This is a genomic window from Cuniculiplasma thermophilum (assembly GCF_052315355.1).
Taxonomy (GTDB): domain Archaea; phylum Thermoplasmatota; class Thermoplasmata; order Thermoplasmatales; family Thermoplasmataceae; genus Cuniculiplasma.
The window spans coordinates 1-20,253 of the sequence record NZ_JBLSDF010000007.1 but is presented as its reverse complement, the minus strand read 5'-3'; the positions used below and the strand labels follow the sequence as shown (position 1 = coordinate 20,253).

Below are 20,253 nucleotides of genomic sequence, written 5' to 3'. Positions count from 1 at the left end.
TGGTAGATTTTAAATAATGGAACGTTCTATATCAATTAATGAATGTTGAAGTTGCATATGACAACTCACCAAGTGCTGTGAAGGCTATTGAATTTGCTAAAAGATTTGGAAAGGTTATTGAAAAAATGACTGTAGTATATGTTAATCCCGGTATAATTAGGACTCCAACGGGTGCAGATACTATTGTTCCAGAGGCGGTGTTCACGGATCAGGAAAAATTTTCAGAAAAGGTTGAAGCCTCTGTAAAGTCTGCAATGGAAAACTCCAATCTAAATTATGAGTTTGTTAAAATCGATGCAACAGGTGATGAAGTTGCTAAAAAGATAGTTGACTACGCGAATGAAAAGGGAATGGATCTTATTATAACTGGAACAAGAAAACTTTCAGGCCTTAGTAAATTTATACTTGGATCCGTGAGCTCAGAGATAGTTAAAATATCAAATATACCCGTTCTTGTGGTTCCACCAGATCTTACAAATTAATAGGCATGGTAAAACCTTAGAATGACACAAATATTAGTACGAAGAAAAACGCCAATATTATGTAGGCAATATACCTGTTTACATTACCATTCATCACAATTCTACCAAATTTTTCAGAAAATTTTCTGAAAAGAAGAGCGAAATCCACAATGATTATCCAGAAAATATCAAATGTTCTTTCTCTGTATGCACCGCCACTTTTTTCTTCCCGGGAGAGATAAACTTTGGCGAGTATTATCCTGAGTACGTTAGCGTATGCAAAGGAATTCATTTCATCCGTCTGAATTATTCCTCCATTCCATATTTCAATGGGCCTACTTTTAGTTCCACCTATTGCATAGAGAAATAGAAAAGCTCCGGCAATGAATAGGAGTATAAACACAGGAGATATAAATCCGAAAACTCCAGAGCTCTGTGAAACAGAATATATCAGAAAGGGATATTGTATTCCCTTTAAGGAAAATAGAAATATGATCGGTTTTGGATTATTCATTATATTACCGGCTGTTAAGGAATAAATATATACAAGGAACCATACGAATATGGAGATGCCCAAAATTAGCATTCCTCCTGCCCATAAGGGTAAATTTACCCTTTTTGCGCCTGATTGGTCGTAGACATTTTTATCTGTCATGAAATGAAAGTATTTTGTAAATGTTGGAATTGAAATGCCTGCTCCCAGTGCACCAAGGCTGCCTGCGATGATGGAGACAATCGCCAAAGTAAGGTAGTGGTTTGAGCTGGCGGATATAAATAAGGATTCAAGGAGGAACCATTCACCTATACCTCCACCAAGAGGCAGAAGACCCATGAGTGAGATAGCTGCAATGGCGGCTGAAAATTTTGAAAAAACTCCTAACCTGGATCCAATTTTTGAATTAATATTCATATCTTCTGAGACAGAAGAGAGGACAAATATGGTAGATTTTGACCACGCATGAGCCGTTGCATAGATGAAGATCCCAACCAGAATGAAGGAATATAGAGCTACATTATTATAGAAACGCCATGAGAGAAAGAGTCCTGTTAGCATTATCATGGCTCCGGAATTTTCCACCGTACTGTACGCTGGTAGCATTTTGGAATTTTCCGATGATATGGCAAATATGGAACCGAAAAGGAGTGAAAAAGCGCCAATAGAAATCAGAATAAGACCTAAAATGAGTCCTGGTGATGAAGTTGTGGCAAATAGGAGAACTCCATACAGTGCTACTGTTGTCATCGAAGCGCTGAAAAGTATTGAACCAGATGTCGGGGCGTTTCCGTGAGCAATAGGAAGCCATTCTACCATCTGCAATGGGACTATACCCATTTTGAAGATGAATCCCATAAAAATGATAAAAAGAATGTACTGGTTTCCCAGCGAATGGCCTATTTGGAGGGAACCAGTTTGGGAATAATAAGCTGCAAAACCTACAGTGAGAAAAATTGTGCTCAGTTCACCAAAGGCATAGAATACGTATGCCGGATAAGATTTAATTTCCTTTTTATATCCAATTAGCAGATATCCACTGATGGACATCGATTCCCATAAAATTAAAAAAAGGATAATATTCCTTGAAAAGAGAACAGAATTTATAACAAAAATGGTTAAATTCAGAAGAAATGCCAGTTTTCTGTCCTCTGGCTTATAATAAATGGAAAATAGGAATAGGATAATTTCTGTGACAGAAATTATGAAAAGAAAGATTTCACTTAATCCCTTAAATCCTATGGAAAAATAGTTCGAAGTGTACAATGAGAATGATACATAATTGTTTATGGTGAGAAGGGAGATAATCATAAGGGATATACTTGTAACTACTCCTGTATAATAGGAAAATCTGGAATTAAATAATGACGCTATTAATGGAATTAGGGGAACTAGGAACAGATAAAGGGTGGATATCATCTTCCCCTCACCTTTTCAAGTGCCTCAATTATTACAAAAGGATCCGGCGGACAACCTCCGATTATAACATCCGCATCGATTTTCCCACTCAGGCCTTGTCCAATAATCCCCCCTGATAAGGCACAAGCCCCAAAAAGCACGACAACCGCTGGTTTAGACATAGATTCTATTGCATTCCTCAATACAGGTTCCATTTCCGGGTTATAGACACCCATTATTGCCAAAGCATCAGCCTGTTTAGGTGTGTTTGTGAAGAATATCCCCAATCTTGATACATCATAATTGGGATTTGCGATTGACATTAATTCAGTATTGCACGCACCACAAGTTCCAGAATCAAGAGGAAATATCTTAAAGGATCTCTTCAGTTTTGTTTCAGTCCGTATAACGTGGTAGTTGGTCGTCTCCATTGATGGTTGCATTGCTTCACTGCATAAACCGCATGATATGCATTTCCCAAGGTCAACTCTATTCTCAGAAATTGCTTTGGTTGGACAGTCTACCTTCACGTCATTGAATCTTCTGGGTAAAGTTGACCATGGAGATATTGTTTCATTTTTACCTCCTGGGAATTTTGTAGTAACGATTCCATTTTTAATAGATTCATAGGGCCATATCTTCATAATACATCACTCATCTCACTTACCCAAATTCCAAAACTTTCAAATGCAAATGGTATGTCTGTCTTAACATTACCGCATATTCCTCTGGCAAATGCTTCCATGTTGAGAATGGATGGAGTTCTTAGGTATGCATAATTTATCCTGTCTTCTTCTATATCCAATACCATTCTGGCATCACCAGATGGGGTTTCGGTCCCAAATGCCTCAAATTCCTTAGCTGATCTTAGCCATTCCCCAGAAAATTTAAGATCAGCGCATTGCTCGATAATTTTCATAGATTCTTCAATTTCCTCAGAAAATACAAGAAAACGAGTCAGGGAATCCCCTCCGTTTGATGACACTATCTCAAAATGGATATCTGAGTAGTAAGGATCAATTGCCCTGTAATCATATTTTCTGCCGGTTGACCTCAAGGCAGGTCCCCTTGAAAATTCATAGTTTGATATGCAGGTATTTTCAAGCCTGTCTATGAATATTCTTGAGACAAATAGGCCTTCTTTGATTTTTATATATTCCTGGACAACATCCTTTATTTTTCTAATCAGAGGCTCAATGTTTATACTTCTATTTAAGCCCCCAATTTTGTTAACTCCGAATAAATAACGATGGCCTGTTATTTCGCCCAATATTCGCATCAGCCTCTCCCTTAGTGAAAGAAGATAGTAATTGGCAATGTTCTGTGACGCGGCTTCGCAAAGCCTCGCAGTTTTGAATATGTGGGATATAATCCTTTCAGTTTCCATTAAAATTATTCTCCTTACCCTTGTGCCTTCCTCTATGGGAATTCCCTTTAAACTTTCAACAGCTTTACAATATAGTGTACTGTATGAGAAACTGTGAAACCCATTGAAACGTTCAAGCTTAAGCAGACCTGTCTTTAAACTTTGACCAGAAATCTTTATCATTCTATTTTTGTAGTTTGGAATCACATCCAACGAAATTATTCTTTCACCATATGTGTATATTTGAAAATTGAGAGTTTCAATTATTCCACCGGTGCTTGGTCCATAATTAAATTTAAAAACATTCTCACCCCTGACAGGATGATTATAGGTTTTATTCAACGACTCATAATAGTTTAGGGATTTGATCTCTCCCTCATCAGTTTTCCCATACTCCAAATCCTCATCATTAATCTTGTATAGAGACCCATTCCTTTCGAAATATCCGTTTATCAGCTTTTCACTCATCAAAGCATACCCCCCATGAATATCACCAGTATGGAAATTCCAAAGAGAAGGGAAATAAGAGCAACAAAACCCTGCATTCCAGCAATCTTGTACTGTTCCTTGAATTCCTCATTTCCATCGAATATGATCTTTGAAACCTTTGAAATGACTGAGAGAGAAATTATAAACAGACATATTGAGATGATAATCACTGCCACGACATTTCCTGTTACTATTAGTTCATAAAGTATGAGAAATTCACCAACAAATACTGTAAAAGGAGGCGCTCCGGTTACAATTAATGATGACCCGAGGAGAGTGGCGGCTGTGTATGGCATTCTATCTCTGAGCCCTCTTATGGATTCCATATTCTTTGAACCGTAGGACTTAATAATATTGCCAGAGGTGAAAAAGGCACTTGACTTTCCAAAGGCATGAGTGAGTATTACGAGTATGGCACCAAGTATGGCAATTCCACCTGTTATAAGTCCCAGTAGGATGATTGCCATATTTTCCATTGTAGAATAGGCAAACATTCTCTTTATATTGCGCTGGGATGGCATTATCAGGGCTACAAAAATTAGGGTTGCCAGTATAAAGATAATAAATGTCTCCTTAACCACTGGAGTATATGTGGCTTCGTAAAATTCATACAATACATAGGCGGCAACTGGAAGTAATATCCCGGAGAACATTGCACTGATCTCCGAAGGAGCTTCACCATGAGCGTCAGGAAGCCAACTATGCATTGGAAATATACCAATTTTTGTGCCAAAACCAACTAGTGCTGTAACTCCAGCTATTGAGAGCAACATTGAGTTACTATGTCTCATAGATATTATTTTTGAGGCTTCAAGCGTGTGATAATTAAGGAAAAGAAGGATTATGGAAATGAGAGCAATAGTTAAACCGGTTGATACAATCAGAACATACCTCCATGCAGCCTCAAGCTGGTTTCTTTCCCTCTCTATTATCAGGAGGAGTGCACTTGAAGCTGTTGTGGCTTCTATCCCTATCCACATTAATCCGAAATTATTTATCAGTAATGTAAAAAGCATTGTGAAAGTAAAGAGATGCATTAATGAATAATGAATTTTCAAACGCTTTGGATCTCCAATATTACTGTGATATGTTGATGCAAAGAAAATAGATAAGGAGTAGACCACTGATACTGAAATAATGAGAATACGGTTTACCTGATTAATGACAAAGTAGGAATATGTAGCTAAGGGAATTGCAAGAATCAGCAGACCAAGGATTACTGTAATTATGGAACCAACCATTGATAGAATTTGACTACGAGAGAAAAAATAGGAAAATGAAAAAAGTACTGGAACTATTAGTATGAGGTATATGATTGACAAATTCTGATTCATCCAACCAACTCCTCTATTCTTTCTGATGTCATGTTTCCTGAAAGTAAAACAGATGCAACAATAACCAGCGCCAGGACATCTAGTAATACACTAATTTCCACTATAAGAGGGAGGGGAAATATCCCAAGACTTAGTAATATCATAGCATTTTCTACCTCAATGTAACCTGTAAACTGTGTTACCTTATTCTTTCTGGTTGCAATAAGAAGCAAACCTTGTATAACAAGAACAAAACCGATTCCTGTTATGGGAGAATTTCCATTAACAGTATAACCATTTAAAGTACCGGAAACTATTGGAAATATGGAAATACGATAGACAATAAGAGTGATGATGATGGCTGCAATGCTTAAAATTATGATTGACGGCACCGTTGTTGACCTTTCCCTAATTAACTGATTTCGTTCAGGAAGTTTTCTTAAAAGTATTAAGGCCGTGAGAAGACCTCTCAGGAATATAATTAAAAAAGCAAGAATAATTAGCTCATAATTGAGTTGATAAATCCCACTTATGAGTGTGTAAATGGAAAGGATTGACGTTTGAATAACAATCACCTGTATTTTTGATATTACGTAGCTGCCAACCTGTGCCCAGATGGCTACTAAAAGCATCAAGGCGGCCAAAAAATCCAGAATTTCCACAACTGATATCATAGGGAAAATCCTCCCAGGATGAACATAATGAGGGCTAGTATGGACATTATAAATGAAATCGCCAAATAATCTGCGATTTTAAACAGCCTCACCTTTGCTAGTATCTGTTCAAGAAAAACAACAATTACTATCAGGACAAGCCATTTCATAACCATTATTGGAATGTCAAATATGGCCCCTATCAAACCACTCTGCATGAACCACGGAAAAATAAATACGTTTAGCAAAACCGAACCCAAAAGGAATTGCTTTACATAGCTTCCATAACGGATGAAAAAAAGATTTCTACCTCCATATTCATATGTTCTTCCTTCATCTATCATCCCCATCTCTGAAAGCCCGGAACTTTCAACCGGTAGTTTTCCGGTTTCGAATATAAATATCATGAAGAATGCGATACTCGAGAGTATATGAGTCAAAGAGAGATATACAGACCCGCTTGAATTAACAAGAGATGCAGTGACATATGGGTTATTGGTTCCAGTTTCTACTGCCACAGAAAAAAATACAAGTATCAGTGTTGGCTCGGCGAGTGCAGAGAAAGATGCTGATCTTGATGCGCCCATAATGGAGAGATTATTCTTGGACGAAAGAGCCCCCAATATAAGTATAACAGAAGAAAGAGTAAATAACATCGCCCCTCCTAGGAAATCTACCATGGGTGCAAACATTGTTGGATAAGGCAAAATTACTGGAATTACGAAAGAAATCACAAAAAGAATTGATAGGGATAGAAAAGGTGCATATCTATAAAGGAGACCTGAACCCATCGTAAAAGAATTTTCCTTTTTAAGATATTTAGCAAGATCATAATATGGCTGAAAAATGCTTGGGCCAACTCTAAGTTCTGTTTTAGCTTTTATGTTTTCGTAAATGCCAGCCACTAAAGGCGCTATTAAAAACACTGCACCAACCTGAATTATTGTTTCCCAAACAAGATATCCCATCTATCCCAATTCTCCAAATTTCAAAGATAGACGTTATCAGCCAGATTGGCGCTTAAAGGCTAACGTCATAGCCTTTTACTGGTTTATTCCACAGTTTGACCAGTAAACTCGGCTTCTTTTGCCGCTCTGTTTCTCTTCTTGATTACATATCTGGTGCAATAACCAGTTATCAAATTTAGGTCCCTCTTTGATGCACCTTCAACTACCTTTATTACAATTTCCTTATTCTTATGAAAATTCTCTGTGAAAATTTCTGGCTTTGTATTGACCAAATCCACAGCTATCTTCTTAACATATTGTGATCTTATACTTCCCATGCAACCGTCTCCGTATGCTTCGTACCTTTAAAAATATTTCCAAGCGTTGTTGAATTAATTCTCCAGAATAATCGGGAAATCAAGTAGAATATTTATGAGACCTGTTGAAAAATAGAAAATATATACTGATTTATATATTGATTTTACAAAATATGGTTTCAGAACTCGTACCCAATAAATAGCGGGCTCGGTGGGATTCGGACCCACGATCACCGACTTAGAAGGACGGTGCCTTATCCAGACTAGGCCACGAGCCCTCAAACCCAATTACACTCTTACATAAATATTTTTGAGTTGGATGCATTCCAATTATGAACGAAGATATGACTAAAATTAGGGTTTCAATTAAATTCGATATGAGTAATTGGATGCAAATTCTTGAAGTCATAAGATACAATATTGATGAAGAAACAGGAAGATCAAATATTTCACTCTCAGTAGGCGAAGATTCTTTTATAATTTATATAGAAGCGCTCGATACAGGAGCAGTAAGGGCAGCTGTTGGTTCCATTACAAAATGGGTAAATCTAGCTGAACAGATATTAGATGGGGTTTGATATTATGGAAGGAGGAATAAGTAATTATTTACAGAACCAGATAAAGCAAGCGCAACAGATAGAGGGACAGATAGAACAACTAAGCAATCAAAAGTACCAGATGGAACTTCGAATCAAGGAGCTAAGCAAGACTCTGGAAGAACTTTCAAAGATAGGAGATACAACTCCAATATATAGAAGCGTGGGACCAGTTCTATACAAAGTGGATGATAAAAATAAACTGGTCAATGAGCTAAGTGAGCAAAAGGAATTAAGTGAGATTAGGATTAAAACAATTGAGAAACAACAAAAAGCTCTTGAAGAAAAGTACCATGAAATTGAACAAGTAATCCAGAAGGCTTACCAACAGGGTCAAAATAAAGAATAAGTAGTGCTATTAATGAGAGAATTTAAGGACGTACAAAAAGAAAATCCCCTGTATTCCATTCCCATAGAGCGCGCTGGTGTGAAAAACGTAAAAATGCCCATTGTAATTTTGCGGAATGGAGAGGAAAATCACCTTATTGCTACATTCAGCGTATTTGTTGATCTACCTTCACAGAGAAAAGGCGCAGACATGTCAAGGGCGGTGGAGGCAATTAACGAAGTCGTTTTCAGAGGGCGCAGCCTCTTTTCTATAGAAGAACTGGCAATTGAAGTGGCGAAGGAGTGTCTAAAGAGGTTCGAATATTCAAATGCTGCAACTGTTTCATTGAACACTGAACTATATTCTAAAAGGAAAACAGAGAGTGGAAAGGAGTCTTATGTTGCTTACCCCCTATCAACGGAAGCAGAGCTTAGGAGAGACGGAAAAATGTTAAGGTCTATTGAAGTTGAGGTACTTGGTATTAACGCATGCCCTTGCGCAATGGAGACATCACGAACTATAATTTCCAATGAAAAACCAGAACTTGAATTTCTCCTGGAAGAAATTCCCGGTATTACACATAATCAAAGGAATCACGTTAAGATCAAAGTCACAATGGATACGGAAGAAGTTATAGAGGCAATTAGGTTGGTAGAAATAGCTGAGGGGGTATTAGGCGGGCCAATACTTCCAATTCTTAAGAGGATTGATGAGGGAAAACTTGTTATAAGAGCCCATAGAAATCCATTATTTGTTGAAGATATTGCTAGGGCTGTAACAGATTCACTCTTAAGCCTTGATGATTTAATCCCTGACAGTGCTTTTCTATACGTTAGTTCTGAAAGTGAAGAGAGTATACATCCCCACAATGCTTACGCTCTGGTTAATGGAAGAGCTGGGGACCTTAGGAAGGGAAGGAAAGCAGCCAAATGAATAATAAATCTTCATTTTAATTTTTTCGATAATACAGTTAATATATATTATGATTTGATGAATAAAACGCATATAAATTAAATGCTTTGGATATGATTGTTTTCGGGCATTATGATTTTATCCAATATTATAAAAAATACATCAATTTCAATAAATGGTCTAAGTGCACTAAATGGCATATTGGGCAGAGGTATGGAGGTATTGATATCCATTTCTGCTATCGTCATTGCAATTCTATGGATTCCTATTGCAATTGGGTTTTTCAGTACTGATGAAAATAGGAAATACAACGCTTACGAGAAACTTAGAAATGCAACAATTGGAACATTGATCTATGTTATGGCAATAACAGGTGTTATCTTCGGATTATTTAATTTCATAATAACCGGAAAAGCATGATAACAGCAAAATTCATACTCTCGTTACTCAGTAAAATCTTACTTGCAATAGAATTGGGTGTATCTCAATTTATTTGGAAGATAGATATAAATCAGGGTATTTTCTCAAAAAGTGATTATCTGATTTGGTCAATATTTAGTAATAAAGTATTCAGAATTGAAGCTGTCGAGAATTTATATCTTCCATACATTGCTATGATTACTGGATTGATTACAGCTCTTCAGTTACTGATGAGCAAAACTATTAAGATATTGGATAAAATTCAACAACTTTCTGTTGCTGGCATCCTTACAATATGCGGGATTTACATAATTCGCTATGTGTTAGAATTAGTTTATTATTCGGTTCTCATTTCAACCCCGTACCTAAATAATCTTACATATTATTTCTCAGATTTATTCGTTGTAAATCAAATAAAAGACAACGTTGGATCGAGCAATTCCTATGCCCTAATATTTTTCTCTTCCATTTACACAATTTCGGGAATAGAACTTGGATTATTCCTTATGCTTAGAATAGGTGTACTTATTGCTTCCTATTTCTTTTTGCCACTGTTTTCTTTCCTGGTTATTTCTCAGCGAGGTAGAGGTTTCATAATAAAACTATGGTTGCTTTTCTTTGAAACGGCACTTTTGCCCCTGATGCTTATTCCACTTTTTTACATATATATAAATCTTGTAAATGACATCTTCGCGCAACTAGGAATCCTAATTTTTATAACTGCAATCCCCGGAATTTTTTCATTCGGCATATATAGAACGGCGTCAATAGATTATAACTCTTTGCCATTTATAGCAGAGACATTTTCCACAAAGTCAACTATTCAAAACTTCAGCGATTTTCCAAAGCTTGTTTCTGAAACTCATAAAAATAGAGAAAAAAATATAATGAATGATTTCCCAGAAACAAATCTAGAAAGGCTACTTGGAGGAAATGATTAACTGTGGATATGGAAACATTTAGAATTCCTAAAAATTTACTTTCATCAACTAACAGCGAAAGAAAGGAAATTTCAATATTGTTGGCCTTATTATTAATTGTACTAATTCTCTATTTACAAGGTTTTTTATTGCCTTCATACCTACTTCTCTTTTTGCTAGCATCAACCTTGGTCTCAAGGGTCGTCATAAGAAAAATTAGAAAGGTGAAAAATGTAAGAGATAATCAATATTTTTATGAGATAAAATACGCCTTTGACTGGAATGATAGAAGCAAGGTAAATATGTCCAAAATTAACAATTTGTCCTCTCTTTTGAAAGAATTGAAGGGAAATATAATATTCAATTCATTTTTTTCTGAGATGGAATATGAGAAAAGTATTTCAAATTACTTTAATAAATATGGGGATTCTGATGAACTTAGATATCTAAATCCGAGGAGGACTGAGCATTTTGCCATAATTCCAGAGACTGATAATGAAAAAATGAATGAAGTAGCAAAATCCTTTGGAATTCAATTTGAGAAAAAAAATGAAGAAGATTATAAAAGATCCTTAATCACTTTTGGCATAAACACAAATAAGTCACTTGAATTTAGAAAATCCTATTTTAAGTCCGATGAATATTTTAGTTTACTCCTCATCAGAAATTCCTATGAATTAAGGCCATTTCAGATTTCAGAGTTACTTTATTCAGCCAATCCTGACACCATGTTGAGTGTGTCTGCTAGGACATTGAATGAAAATGACTTTCAAAACTTTAGAAGGCATTTAAGTACAATTCTCGCCACAACAAAAATCTGGCATGGAAAGGGGAAAAGCATTGGTGAGACTAAACAAAATGAAACTGAATTGGCCAAAAAATATTATGCTATGGATAAAGACAACTTCATTTTAGTTGCAGTTGGTGTATTAATTCGGGGTTCTGACCCTATTGCATTAAGAAATAATGTTAGAAATATTATGAATTTGTTAAAAACTATGGGACTTGAACTGCAAATAACTAATAGAAAGGAAGAGATATGCAACTTCCTATCTGGAAGAGGTTTAAACTACAAATATTTGATTCCAAGGAACAAAATAATACCATTGATTCCCTTTCTTTCGTCCTCACCTCCGAATAACGGTTTGCCCATTGGATTTGACTCTATAAATGGAAGACCTGTTTTTCTTGATTTATTCCTTGGTAGTTCCAATAATATTCTAATTTTAGGCGAAACTGGATCTGGCAAAAGTTTTTTTGCACGTTTATTACTCCTAAGGCTGATAAACCTAGGCAAAATAGAAAGTGCATATATCCTTGATCCGCTAAATGACTTTTCAAATATAAGAAATTCCAACATAATCTTGGATCATAGATCCCCAGAGGAAGTTGATATGCCTGTTATAAAATCATTTATTATTAGTCCGGGAGGAAACAAAGTCATTATAATCGATGAAGCACACAAATTTTTTAACAACACGGATGCCAGGGAAGCGGTGCTTGATATGGTAAGAACATCAAGACATTTTTCTTGTTCTGTAGTTCTGATAACCCAAGATATTTCGGACTTTCTAATAAAACCATATGACAGCATATTCAACAATTCCCAATATATATGCATTTTCAGAAACAAAATGTGGGAACAAGTCCAAAAAATCGGAATAAATTTATCAGATTACGGATATGATCCTAAGAATCCACTTTTAGGAGGAAAAAATTTAAATTTTTCAGAAATGTTTCTTTACACAAACAGTACCTTGAGAAAGGTAAAAATAATGAATACAGAATATGATCAATTTACTCTTGAATAAGCTATTCCGATTATTCCAAATATTGCCATGGGTAGACAAAATGAATAGAGTCCCGGGTCCCCCCAAGTGTTATAAAGAAGTGACCATGAAACGTAAAATAATACGCCTATAAGCAGAAAAATAAAGCTTATGCCAAGTAGTACGTTATGGTATGTGATCCTTGAAATTATACTTTTTTCTGGTTTCTTGTTTTCAATCTCAGTCATATTAAAACCCTAAATTAATTTATATTAATAACAGTTGCCTAAGATAATCCGCTCAATGACCTATTGAAGATCGTCAAATTTAGAGGCTTCTAACTTCACTGAATTCAATAGTTCCAGTCTTCTTTTACTTCTCATCTCACCCTGTGAAAATCGCTCCTTTGACTCTTCGTCCTCCAAAAGTAATCCGGGTACAGAAGTTGCCCTGCCATCTTGATCTATTGCAACATAGGTAAGATAAGCTTTGGTTGCAAACCTACTTTTTCCTGTGAACGGCTCTTGTGATATAACATCGACCTCTATTTCCATAGTTGTTCGTGTAACATAATTTATTCTACCCTCCATTCTAAGAATATATCCAAGATGAATGGGCGCCAGGAAGAATATACTATCAATGCTACCTGTAACTGTCCTCAGTCTGCAGTGTTTAAATGCCACTATTGATGCCACATTGTCAATCCATTCCATCAATCTTCCTCCGTATAGGGAATTGAAGACGTTAGTATCTGGCGGAAGGACTAGTCTTTCCATTATCGTATGGCTCTCTTTCCATCCTTTTGCTTCTTTTTGTTTTGAATCCATATGACTGTATGCATTGTTTAAATTTAAAGTAAACATATCCATCCATGGACATTCTGGAACAAAAGAAAGAGGCAGCATCCTATTCATTAAAGTTTATCCCAAAGACAGGCAATGTTGGGATTGGAACCGGATCAACAATCAAATACCTCATCGATCTTATTGGGGAGAATAGGGAACATTTTAAGGATACAACATTTATCCCCACATCAGATGAGACTGCAAAACTCCTTTCTGAGTATGGGATGAATGTAAGCACATCATTCTCTGGAAGAATACAGATAGATATTGATGGTGCTGATGAAATTGACCCATCTGGTAACCTCATAAAGGGCGGTGGGGGCGCACTGACTAGAGAGAAGATAGTGGCCTTTAACAGCAATGAATTCATAGTAATTGCAGATTCGAGTAAATTTGTAAACCGCCTCGGAAAATTCAAATTGCCCATTGAAATTCTTTCATTTTTGGCGGAACAAACAGTGGAGAATATAAAGAATTTAGGAGCAGAGGTTCAATTACGAGATGATGGAAAATTTAAAACAAATAACAATAATCTTATAGCAATAGCGGACTTTGGTCTCATGGATGACCTAAATAAGATATCAGAGGAATTATCAAAAATCCCTGGGATCGTTGAACATGGCTTATTTTTAAAGATGGCTGATCGATCCATTGAGGGAAGTGATCACGGAATTAGAGAACACTTATATTTTAAGAGATGAAGAAAGTATTTTTAAATCAACTGAAAGTTTATTTTTCTTTTAATGCTTGAATAAAATGATCTAAACCTTAAAATCCCTTGATATAATAAGGTTCAAGACTTTTGAGGTGTTTTCTTAATGCAGGGCAGTCATTTAGAAGAGGAACTTGACAGATATTACGACAAAAAAATAGTAACGGCTATGGTTGGTGTCAGAGTTGACGTTAGCAAGGTGGAGAACATAGCAGCCGAAATTGTTTCAGATAGCCACGTGGAAGACGTTTTCGTTGTTACAGGAGAATTTGACATCATGGTGAAGGTCAGATTTCCAGACTACGGAGAATTTCAGAAATACATTCTTAATAGATTAAGTAAAGTTCAGGGTGTCAAGGATTCCAAAACAATGCTGGTAGTAAGCATTAAGAAAGAAAACAACAGAGTCTTTGTGGAGTGATATATATGGATACGAAATTGTACAATGAGGTTCTTTATCTTTTGGACGATATGTCGCAGGATACGTCTGTACCAAAGAATATTAGAAAAAATGCACAGGACGCCAAAACTAAAATGGAAGAGCAAAAAATAAGCCTGGATATAAGGTGCGCAACTGCCATATCCATGCTGGATGAGATATCTAATGATCCCAATGTACCTTCACATGGTCGAGCAGCTCTTTATACAATTATTAGTAAACTCGAGGCTCTTTCCAAAAGTAAATGAAAACTTATTAATAATATCAAACATATTTTTAGAAGAATATATATGTTTAAATTATATTATGAATCGATCGAAATGACAATGAACCAAGAAGAAGAGAAACTAGCGAAGATATTGGTGACGTCTAACATACCCAGAAGTGTATCGTATACACTTGTATACACGAGGGGTAAGGAAGAGGTTACAAGCGTTGAGATTGAGAGAGAAACTGGTCTAAGACAGCCCGAGGTTTCTATCGCCATGCAATGGCTGAGAAAAAAGGGATGGATTAATAAAAGAAACATGAAAAAGGAAGGAAAGGGCAGACCAGTACACGGATACAGGCTGTCAAAGGACTTCGACGAGATAATAGAGGAAATAATACAGGAACAGACAGAAAAAATCGAGGAAATCAAGGAAAATATAAAGGAACTCACTCACTACAAGAGTAACTTTGCAGTTACTCACTAGTTCTATTTTTTATTGAATTTTTTGCTTCATTCAATCTAAATATACATCTTATTACTCCCAAATGTGTTATGGCCTGAGGGAAATTTCCTATAAGTTCGCCTGTTTTAAGATCAATTTCTTCGCTAAACAGGTAGAGGTGATTGCCCATATTTATTATTTTGTTAAGAAGATTCTCAGCCTTTTCAATTTCACCCAACAGGATCAGGTCTTCAATATACCAGAAAGACATCAAAAGGAAGGCGTTATCCTCGCATTTTAAACCGTCATCGCTTTTATATCTTTTAAATAGAATTTCATCACTCATCAATTCGTTCTTGATTCTCTCTAAGGTATTAAGGAACAAGGGGTCCTTCGCATCTATGAATCCTGTCAAGGGTATTCTAAGCAAAGAGCTATCCACATCTTTTGAACCGTAATACTGCACAAATGATCCGGTCTTCTTATCTACCCCATTTTCTAAAATATCCTTCCTTATTTGCTCTTTGACCTCTTCCCACTTGGCATATTCACCCTGATAATTAAGTGACTTACCCAGCTTAATAGCTCTATCATAACCAAGCCAGCACATTACCTTCGAATAGGTATAATGCCTTGGCTGTGTTCTGAATTCCCATATGCTTGAATCTGGAATTTTCCAAATATCCTTTATCTTTTCAAGGAGATCTATTATGAAATCCCACATGTACGAATTTACTGTACCCCCTATAACAGAGAGATTATATATGGCATTTATAAATGAACCGTAAACATCAAGCTGAAACTGCCTTGAAGCGAGATTTCCCATTCTTACTGGTCTTGACCCCATATAGCCTTCGTAATCTATCTCAATCTCATTAAAATTAGTTGACTTACTTACCCCATAAAGAACTCTGATCTCCTCTCCATCCTCCTCTATTATTTGCATCATATCGTATAGATACTTGGTCGATACTCTCTTAAGTCCCATCATTGACAGTGCCTGTATAACGTATGACGTATCCCTAACCCATGAAAAACGGTAGTCCCAGTTTCTATCTCCACCGATACATTCTGGAAGACTGCTGGTTGGTGCGGCCACCATCATTCCAGATGGATCGTGAAACAGTGCCCTAAGTGTAATTGCAGATCTCACTGCCACTTCTCTCATTACTCCTTTATAGTCACTGGAACCAATAAAATTGAACCAAAAAGCCTTTGTTTCCTCCAACCTGAGATCTGTTTTGTAGTTGGAATATTCATCTTCCTCTCTCATCCCATATGAGACTATAAAATAGGACCTTGTGCCTTTCCCTAAATAAACACGATAAGAATCATTCTCCTCATTCATATCGACTGAACTAAAAAGCCCAACCTTCTGATCGTTTTTGTGATACACAATTTTTCTTGAAGTAGATATTTTCCTTAAGGGTGAAAGAGTATAATTTATGGTTGGTTTAAATCTTATACATAACTCACAGGATTCGTAGGCATCAATAATCCTGTGTAATTCTGGGAAATTTATACTGGCGTATTCTACAGCTGGCATAAAATCGGTAATTCGAAGTATTTTCTTATTCTCACTATAGAATTCCGTAATCAAAATCATTGTGTCTCCGTCATAGAACTGTTCTACCTCTATGTTATTATAGTTCAAAATAAAAAATTTTAAAAAGCCTCCCTTCTTCAAATCTAGGATTGAATCAAAGATTGGATCAGAGGAAAAATCAGGAAGACATAGCCAATCTATGTCTCCATTAACTGCTATGAGCCCTGCCGTTCTGTTATTTGAAACCACACCATGATATTTTATTGGGACAAAACCGTCTTTTATAATATTTTGAATCTTTAATCTTTCTCCCATCTATAAAAGATTGATTCATTCTTAATAATTTAATTGATTGCATACATGCAAAATATTTTTATGAATTTACCAATACACATTTGTACCCGGCTTAGCTCAGCTGGTAGAGCGGCGGACTGTAGAGGGAAATACGGCTATAATGCTAATTACCGCCGTAATCCGCAGGTCTCTGGTTCGAATCCGGAAGCCGGGACTCCATACTTGGTTAATTCATTGTGTATCTGGATAAACTTTTGTCTCCACCACTTTAAATATCAAAGGTGCAAATTCTGGGATATCTTAATGATAATATAATTTCTAAATACTTTATAAACAAGAGCACAGGCGATCGAAGGATTAGAAGCATACAAAATATTATTCGGTGATAAGTTTGGATCGTCACTATTTTACTTCGATATTTCAGTTAATACCGTTATACTAGATTTGAACCTTTCATATGCCATGGTCATATGATGCTGAACAAATTTACCTTACAGTCGTTCTTTGCATAAAAGTAAGAAAACATTCACAGTAACTTATGCTTTTTTTAAGTATCATTCTATCATAAGCATTACGTAGCCTAAGAAAAACGAATGGAAACTAAGGTGAGGAGATACAGAACTAATATATTTAACATCCAGATCATTATTATCAGAAAAGCTGTGAAGTTTTTGTCTTTCTACCGTTGCCCCACCTCGCAGTTTAACTTTCTTTAAATTACCGAAATCGGTATGAATATCAAATATGCGAGGTTTGAGGTCTTCCAGGTAAATTTTGAGCAGTGTCTCATCACTATAAATCCTGGACAACTTACCTAAACCTTCCTTTGATACTTCTGGAAACTTCTTGATTTTAACCCTGTGAAACATTAATAATACAGATTCCAAGGCTGTAAAACCGTATACCCCTTTAATGTATAACGATGATAGAAAATTGATTCTAACTGAACTCCAATATTCATCTTTTTTGGAAACGTCTATAAAGATATTTCTGAATAAAATTCTTGTCATCTCGAGTAGGAAAGGGAATCCTTAGAGGTTGGATTAGCATACTTCTTCAATATTTCAAGCTGTGTTTTGAGTAAGTCGAAAGGATCAATTTCTTCATCCTTAAAATTTAAGATAAAATATGAAAGACTCGAATCCCTTACGGACTCATTGGTTATGGAAGTTATCAAGTATGACCCATCTTTCTTTGCAATCTGAAACAGAAGAATAATTAACATTTGTGTCTGCTGCTCTTCCTGAGGATTATGTAGACAGAAATAGGTAAAATTGGAAAAAATAACTCATCGAACTCATACCAGTACATATTTAATTAACCGATCACAGGTTAAAAGAATATTGTGCCTATAGTACCCACACTTTCAAATCAATAGATATGGAAAAAATGAAAACGAAAATGAGGATGTCTGCTCAACCCAGGCAGATGATCCGCATAACATAAATGATAATTTTAAGATCACTAAAGAATTATCTGAAACGGATTCTCTTGATCCTTTAAATGCAACATTTCTTCCCTTGATGAATAAGGAAGAAATAATGGATCTAACGGCTGAGAAGATGATCCAGAAAGGTCAAAAAATGAGCAATAAGACCTAAGGCATTCTTTAAGAATTGGCTAGTATGGCCTAGAAAGGATTGAACAAAGAGGAGGATAGAAATGACAAAGAATAAGATGGCTGATTCCTTTCACCTTCGGCTAAAGCATGTTCTTGTTGGTTTATTGCTTTCATACCTCCTTGCAGCCTTTGAAGTCTTATCAATACCTCCAGGAAATGGAATTATAATTTTGTGATCTCACTAGACCCTCGGCAGCCCTGACATGGTTTGAGGTATCAATATCTGCCGGACTTGATGTCCATATACTTCACACAGAGAGTGCGAACAAATATTAAAATATATAAGGGGAATAACAAGATATGCGTAGGGAAAAGAAGAGCTTTGATTTCGTTGAAGCTTTCTATTTTGCGGGATTGGCGTTCGGAATCTTCTTAATTCTTCTTGGAATCGGTATTATCTAAATTTTCAGATGATATATTATTATTTGTCATTCATTTAAAAAAATTAAAGGTATATTTAGAAACATCTTGATATACCAATACCAAATTTTTGGTTAATTAAAAAATTTTCTCCAAATATGAAAAGTTTTTGCGAATTTTGAAACGGGGATCGCTCATAGTAACAGAATTCAAATTTCAAATGAATGTAGACATTTCAAAGCACATTTATTGTAATGTTAAATTGGGTGGTCTCACATTTTAGGTATAGTCAGACAGATTTCCATCATTGTTACAGATTCATAATTAGGGGATATCCAAGACATGCATATCTCCATAATTATGCAGATCTTAGAGAATATGATTTCCATTGATGAAAGAAAAAGAAAGTATACTGACATGCAGATATTGAAGATACTTGTGCTATTGCGGATATTCAATATCTCATTCAGATCTTCAGTTATATTCCTCAGAAACCATGAGGAATGTATGAGAATGATTAGTTTTAGGGAAATACCCTCATTGCAGACATAATCAAGAAGAGCCAGTTAATTTGATATCCAATGCAATAAGCAGTGACATTGCCATAGATTATTCCATGGGAACAATTGCGGCAATTGATTCCTTCATGATCCACACATGAAAGTATTCCACCGCAGTAAGGAGAAGCTACTGGAATAATTATTAGGATCGGGATAGTGGATGGTCTAAAACGAAAAAGGGATGGTCCTATGGACGTAAATGTCATGTTTCAATGGATATGTATCCCCTCATGGTCTTGGAATAGCGGATCACCGGGAAAAACATCCATATTCCATGGTATCACATGATACCATTGATTCAGTTAGGTATTTCAAATATATTATGGAAGATTCAGCCTATGATATCTTCGAGATGTATGATTGTGTGTTTGAGAATACCCATAGCATTCCGGTTATTGATAGGAACGCAAGGAGAGGTATTGAAACTGATAGATTATCAATTAACAGGAAAATAGTTATTAATCTTAGGAAGGAAAACAGTTAATCATATTCATTGAGAAGGAAGATTGAAGGAACATTTTCCATCCTTGAGGAGATAATGCATTGTGAGAATATACGGCATGTGAGGAGCAGGGATTATGATAATGCAGTTGTATTTAGGATAATTGCATATAATCTGATGCTTGTATCAAGCATCAGGATGGGTGAAAATCCAAAGGGGATAATGAAGATAATCAGTTGCTGAAATATGATACACCCTCGTGACTTTACATGGTTAATTTTTAATTGAACTTCCCAGTGGCTCTATTCCAGTTTGTAATGTAATTCAAGTTTAGGGTGCTAATTCATATTTTCTATTCCCAGGATTTTCATGGCATTGATACCACGTTCGTCCTGGGAT

The 20,253-nt window shown here is 35.9% G+C and carries 26 protein-coding genes, 2 tRNA genes and 1 riboswitch; of the genes, 15 read left to right on the top strand and 13 right to left on the bottom strand.

Annotation, left to right across the window (positions count from 1 at the left end; translation table 11 throughout):
• Positions 1-38: 38 nt before the first annotated feature.
• Positions 39-482 (top strand): universal stress protein, encoded by a 444-nt coding sequence (locus ACNF42_RS01970; RefSeq protein ID WP_443338337.1) that lies wholly within the window; start codon positions 39-41, stop codon positions 480-482.
• 16 nt (positions 483-498) lie between these two features.
• Here ACNF42_RS01970 and ACNF42_RS01965 read toward each other — a convergent pair whose 3' ends face one another.
• From ACNF42_RS01965 to ACNF42_RS01930, 8 genes are all read right to left on the bottom strand, one after another.
• Complete coding sequence (locus ACNF42_RS01965; RefSeq protein WP_443338335.1) at positions 499-2,373, bottom strand: proton-conducting transporter transmembrane domain-containing protein; 1,875 nt, start codon at positions 2,371-2,373, stop codon at positions 499-501.
• The gene (locus tag ACNF42_RS01960) at positions 2,370-2,996 is read right to left on the bottom strand and encodes an NADH-quinone oxidoreductase subunit B family protein (protein WP_443338333.1); all 627 of its coding nucleotides are present in this window, start codon (positions 2,994-2,996) and stop codon (positions 2,370-2,372) included. Before ACNF42_RS01960 ends, ACNF42_RS01965 begins: the two co-directional genes overlap by 4 nt.
• The gene (locus tag ACNF42_RS01955; RefSeq protein ID WP_443338331.1) at positions 2,993-4,186 is read right to left on the bottom strand and encodes an NADH-quinone oxidoreductase subunit D-related protein; all 1,194 of its coding nucleotides are present in this window, start codon (positions 4,184-4,186) and stop codon (positions 2,993-2,995) included. The genes ACNF42_RS01960 and ACNF42_RS01955 overlap by 4 nt, the downstream gene beginning before the upstream one ends.
• The gene (locus ACNF42_RS01950; protein WP_443338329.1) at positions 4,186-5,541 is read right to left on the bottom strand and encodes a proton-conducting transporter transmembrane domain-containing protein; all 1,356 of its coding nucleotides are present in this window, start codon (positions 5,539-5,541) and stop codon (positions 4,186-4,188) included. Before ACNF42_RS01950 ends, ACNF42_RS01955 begins: the two co-directional genes overlap by 1 nt.
• Positions 5,538-6,194 carry a hypothetical protein gene (locus ACNF42_RS01945; protein WP_443338328.1) on the bottom strand — a complete coding sequence of 219 codons (657 nt, stop codon included), beginning with the start codon at positions 6,192-6,194 and terminating at the stop codon, positions 5,538-5,540. The genes ACNF42_RS01950 and ACNF42_RS01945 overlap by 4 nt, the downstream gene beginning before the upstream one ends.
• Positions 6,191-7,141, bottom strand: a complete 951-nt coding sequence (locus ACNF42_RS01940) for a respiratory chain complex I subunit 1 family protein (RefSeq protein ID WP_443338325.1) — start codon at positions 7,139-7,141, stop codon at positions 6,191-6,193. Before ACNF42_RS01940 ends, ACNF42_RS01945 begins: the two co-directional genes overlap by 4 nt.
• A gap of 20 nt (positions 7,142-7,161) precedes the next feature.
• Positions 7,162-7,223: riboswitch (Fluoride riboswitch) on the bottom strand.
• Between the two features lies 1 nt (position 7,224).
• Complete coding sequence (locus ACNF42_RS01935) at positions 7,225-7,458, bottom strand: 30S ribosomal protein S17e (protein WP_443338322.1); 234 nt, start codon at positions 7,456-7,458, stop codon at positions 7,225-7,227.
• A gap of 182 nt (positions 7,459-7,640) precedes the next feature.
• Positions 7,641-7,715: transfer RNA gene (locus tag ACNF42_RS01930), tRNA-Arg, on the bottom strand.
• A gap of 54 nt (positions 7,716-7,769) precedes the next feature.
• Between ACNF42_RS01930 and ACNF42_RS01925 the strand changes: the two genes are divergently transcribed.
• The 6 genes from ACNF42_RS01925 to ACNF42_RS01900 all read left to right on the top strand — a co-directional run bounded on the left by ACNF42_RS01925 (position 7,770) and on the right by ACNF42_RS01900 (position 12,424).
• On the top strand, positions 7,770-8,015 hold the full coding sequence (locus tag ACNF42_RS01925) for a KEOPS complex subunit Pcc1 (RefSeq protein ID WP_443338320.1): 246 nt from the start codon (positions 7,770-7,772) through the stop codon (positions 8,013-8,015).
• 4 nt (positions 8,016-8,019) lie between these two features.
• Positions 8,020-8,382 (top strand): prefoldin subunit beta, encoded by a 363-nt coding sequence (locus ACNF42_RS01920; protein ID WP_443338317.1) that lies wholly within the window; start codon positions 8,020-8,022, stop codon positions 8,380-8,382.
• A 12-nt stretch (positions 8,383-8,394) separates the two neighbouring features.
• Complete coding sequence (gene mptA / locus ACNF42_RS01915; protein ID WP_443338315.1) at positions 8,395-9,294, top strand: GTP cyclohydrolase MptA; 900 nt, start codon at positions 8,395-8,397, stop codon at positions 9,292-9,294.
• A gap of 111 nt (positions 9,295-9,405) precedes the next feature.
• Positions 9,406-9,693: a hypothetical protein gene (locus ACNF42_RS01910; RefSeq protein ID WP_443338312.1), complete on the top strand. Its 288-nt coding sequence runs from the start codon at positions 9,406-9,408 to the stop codon at positions 9,691-9,693.
• Positions 9,690-10,634 (top strand): hypothetical protein, encoded by a 945-nt coding sequence (locus ACNF42_RS01905; protein ID WP_443338309.1) that lies wholly within the window; start codon positions 9,690-9,692, stop codon positions 10,632-10,634. The genes ACNF42_RS01910 and ACNF42_RS01905 overlap by 4 nt, the downstream gene beginning before the upstream one ends.
• A 128-nt stretch (positions 10,635-10,762) precedes the next feature.
• Positions 10,763-12,424 (top strand): helicase HerA domain-containing protein, encoded by a 1,662-nt coding sequence (locus tag ACNF42_RS01900; RefSeq protein WP_443338306.1) that lies wholly within the window; start codon positions 10,763-10,765, stop codon positions 12,422-12,424.
• On the opposite strand, the gene ACNF42_RS01895 is transcribed toward ACNF42_RS01900, so the two are convergent.
• Complete coding sequence (locus tag ACNF42_RS01895; RefSeq protein ID WP_443338304.1) at positions 12,406-12,630, bottom strand: hypothetical protein; 225 nt, start codon at positions 12,628-12,630, stop codon at positions 12,406-12,408. The two genes, ACNF42_RS01900 and ACNF42_RS01895, sit on opposite strands and share 19 nt — an antisense overlap.
• Before the next feature lie 60 nt (positions 12,631-12,690).
• Entirely contained in the window at positions 12,691-13,209 is a 519-nt protein-coding gene (locus ACNF42_RS01890) for an acyl-CoA thioesterase (RefSeq protein WP_443338303.1), read from the bottom strand.
• Positions 13,210-13,253: 44 nt separating this feature from the next.
• Between ACNF42_RS01890 and rpiA the strand changes: the two genes are divergently transcribed.
• The 4 genes from rpiA (at position 13,254) to mreA (ending at position 15,073) form a co-directional block, all read left to right on the top strand.
• The gene (gene rpiA, locus ACNF42_RS01885; protein ID WP_443338301.1) at positions 13,254-13,928 is read left to right on the top strand and encodes a ribose-5-phosphate isomerase RpiA; all 675 of its coding nucleotides are present in this window, start codon (positions 13,254-13,256) and stop codon (positions 13,926-13,928) included.
• Positions 13,929-14,045: 117 nt separating this feature from the next.
• Positions 14,046-14,360 (top strand): Lrp/AsnC family transcriptional regulator, encoded by a 315-nt coding sequence (locus tag ACNF42_RS01880; protein WP_443338299.1) that lies wholly within the window; start codon positions 14,046-14,048, stop codon positions 14,358-14,360.
• Between the two features lie 5 nt (positions 14,361-14,365).
• Positions 14,366-14,626, top strand: a complete 261-nt coding sequence (locus ACNF42_RS01875; RefSeq protein ID WP_443338296.1) for a stationary phase-response protein — start codon at positions 14,366-14,368, stop codon at positions 14,624-14,626.
• A 72-nt stretch (positions 14,627-14,698) separates the two neighbouring features.
• Entirely contained in the window at positions 14,699-15,073 is a 375-nt protein-coding gene (mreA, locus tag ACNF42_RS01870; protein WP_443338294.1) for an MreA family transcriptional regulator, read from the top strand.
• Here the strand turns inward: mreA and ACNF42_RS01865 are convergent.
• Entirely contained in the window at positions 15,063-16,892 is a 1,830-nt protein-coding gene (locus ACNF42_RS01865) for a glycoside hydrolase family 15 protein (RefSeq protein ID WP_443338291.1), read from the bottom strand. The two genes, mreA and ACNF42_RS01865, sit on opposite strands and share 11 nt — an antisense overlap.
• An 85-nt stretch (positions 16,893-16,977) precedes the next feature.
• On the opposite strand from ACNF42_RS01865, the gene ACNF42_RS01860 reads away from it, so the two are divergent.
• Positions 16,978-17,085 (top strand) — tRNA-Tyr (locus ACNF42_RS01860).
• A 340-nt stretch (positions 17,086-17,425) separates the two neighbouring features.
• On the opposite strand, the gene ACNF42_RS01855 is transcribed toward ACNF42_RS01860, so the two are convergent.
• A complete protein-coding gene (locus ACNF42_RS01855; protein ID WP_443338289.1) occupies positions 17,426-17,740 on the bottom strand; it encodes a hypothetical protein in 315 nt (104 codons plus the stop codon).
• 137 nt (positions 17,741-17,877) lie between these two features.
• A complete protein-coding gene (locus ACNF42_RS01850; RefSeq protein WP_443338287.1) occupies positions 17,878-18,096 on the bottom strand; it encodes a hypothetical protein in 219 nt (72 codons plus the stop codon).
• 437 nt (positions 18,097-18,533) lie between these two features.
• Between ACNF42_RS01850 and ACNF42_RS01845 the strand changes: the two genes are divergently transcribed.
• From ACNF42_RS01845 to ACNF42_RS01835, 3 genes are all read left to right on the top strand, one after another.
• Positions 18,534-18,668, top strand: a complete 135-nt coding sequence (locus tag ACNF42_RS01845; RefSeq protein WP_443338285.1) for a hypothetical protein — start codon at positions 18,534-18,536, stop codon at positions 18,666-18,668.
• A 943-nt stretch (positions 18,669-19,611) separates the two neighbouring features.
• Entirely contained in the window at positions 19,612-19,896 is a 285-nt protein-coding gene (locus tag ACNF42_RS01840; RefSeq protein WP_443338283.1) for a hypothetical protein, read from the top strand.
• 9 nt (positions 19,897-19,905) lie between these two features.
• Entirely contained in the window at positions 19,906-20,097 is a 192-nt protein-coding gene (locus ACNF42_RS01835; RefSeq protein WP_443338280.1) for a hypothetical protein, read from the top strand.
• Positions 20,098-20,253: the final 156 nt, after the last annotated feature.

Bases quoted from the DNA above. Each gene is read 5' to 3' on its own strand.
- ACNF42_RS01970 (WP_443338337.1), top strand. From the start codon at position 39: ATGAATGTTGAAGTTGCATATGACAACTCACCAAGTGCTGTGAAGGCT.
- ACNF42_RS01965 (WP_443338335.1), bottom strand. From the start codon at position 2,373: ATGATATCCACCCTTTATCTGTTCCTAGTTCCCCTAATTCCATTAATA.
- ACNF42_RS01960 (WP_443338333.1), bottom strand. From the start codon at position 2,996: ATGAAGATATGGCCCTATGAATCTATTAAAAATGGAATCGTTACTACA.
- ACNF42_RS01955 (WP_443338331.1), bottom strand. From the start codon at position 4,186: ATGAGTGAAAAGCTGATAAACGGATATTTCGAAAGGAATGGGTCTCTA.
- ACNF42_RS01950 (WP_443338329.1), bottom strand. From the start codon at position 5,541: ATGAATCAGAATTTGTCAATCATATACCTCATACTAATAGTTCCAGTA.
- ACNF42_RS01945 (WP_443338328.1), bottom strand. From the start codon at position 6,194: ATGATATCAGTTGTGGAAATTCTGGATTTTTTGGCCGCCTTGATGCTT.
- ACNF42_RS01940 (WP_443338325.1), bottom strand. From the start codon at position 7,141: ATGGGATATCTTGTTTGGGAAACAATAATTCAGGTTGGTGCAGTGTTT.
- ACNF42_RS01935 (WP_443338322.1), bottom strand. From the start codon at position 7,458: ATGGGAAGTATAAGATCACAATATGTTAAGAAGATAGCTGTGGATTTG.
- ACNF42_RS01925 (WP_443338320.1), top strand. From the start codon at position 7,770: ATGAACGAAGATATGACTAAAATTAGGGTTTCAATTAAATTCGATATG.
- ACNF42_RS01920 (WP_443338317.1), top strand. From the start codon at position 8,020: ATGGAAGGAGGAATAAGTAATTATTTACAGAACCAGATAAAGCAAGCG.
- mptA (WP_443338315.1), top strand. From the start codon at position 8,395: ATGAGAGAATTTAAGGACGTACAAAAAGAAAATCCCCTGTATTCCATT.
- ACNF42_RS01910 (WP_443338312.1), top strand. From the start codon at position 9,406: ATGATTTTATCCAATATTATAAAAAATACATCAATTTCAATAAATGGT.
- ACNF42_RS01905 (WP_443338309.1), top strand. From the start codon at position 9,690: ATGATAACAGCAAAATTCATACTCTCGTTACTCAGTAAAATCTTACTT.
- ACNF42_RS01895 (WP_443338304.1), bottom strand. From the start codon at position 12,630: ATGACTGAGATTGAAAACAAGAAACCAGAAAAAAGTATAATTTCAAGG.
- ACNF42_RS01890 (WP_443338303.1), bottom strand. From the start codon at position 13,209: ATGGATTCAAAACAAAAAGAAGCAAAAGGATGGAAAGAGAGCCATACG.
- rpiA (WP_443338301.1), top strand. From the start codon at position 13,254: ATGGACATTCTGGAACAAAAGAAAGAGGCAGCATCCTATTCATTAAAG.
- ACNF42_RS01880 (WP_443338299.1), top strand. From the start codon at position 14,046: ATGCAGGGCAGTCATTTAGAAGAGGAACTTGACAGATATTACGACAAA.
- ACNF42_RS01875 (WP_443338296.1), top strand. From the start codon at position 14,366: ATGGATACGAAATTGTACAATGAGGTTCTTTATCTTTTGGACGATATG.
- mreA (WP_443338294.1), top strand. From the start codon at position 14,699: ATGACAATGAACCAAGAAGAAGAGAAACTAGCGAAGATATTGGTGACG.
- ACNF42_RS01865 (WP_443338291.1), bottom strand. From the start codon at position 16,892: ATGGGAGAAAGATTAAAGATTCAAAATATTATAAAAGACGGTTTTGTC.
- ACNF42_RS01855 (WP_443338289.1), bottom strand. From the start codon at position 17,740: ATGTTTCACAGGGTTAAAATCAAGAAGTTTCCAGAAGTATCAAAGGAA.
- ACNF42_RS01850 (WP_443338287.1), bottom strand. From the start codon at position 18,096: ATGTTAATTATTCTTCTGTTTCAGATTGCAAAGAAAGATGGGTCATAC.
- ACNF42_RS01845 (WP_443338285.1), top strand. From the start codon at position 18,534: ATGACAAAGAATAAGATGGCTGATTCCTTTCACCTTCGGCTAAAGCAT.
- ACNF42_RS01840 (WP_443338283.1), top strand. From the start codon at position 19,612: ATGTCATGTTTCAATGGATATGTATCCCCTCATGGTCTTGGAATAGCG.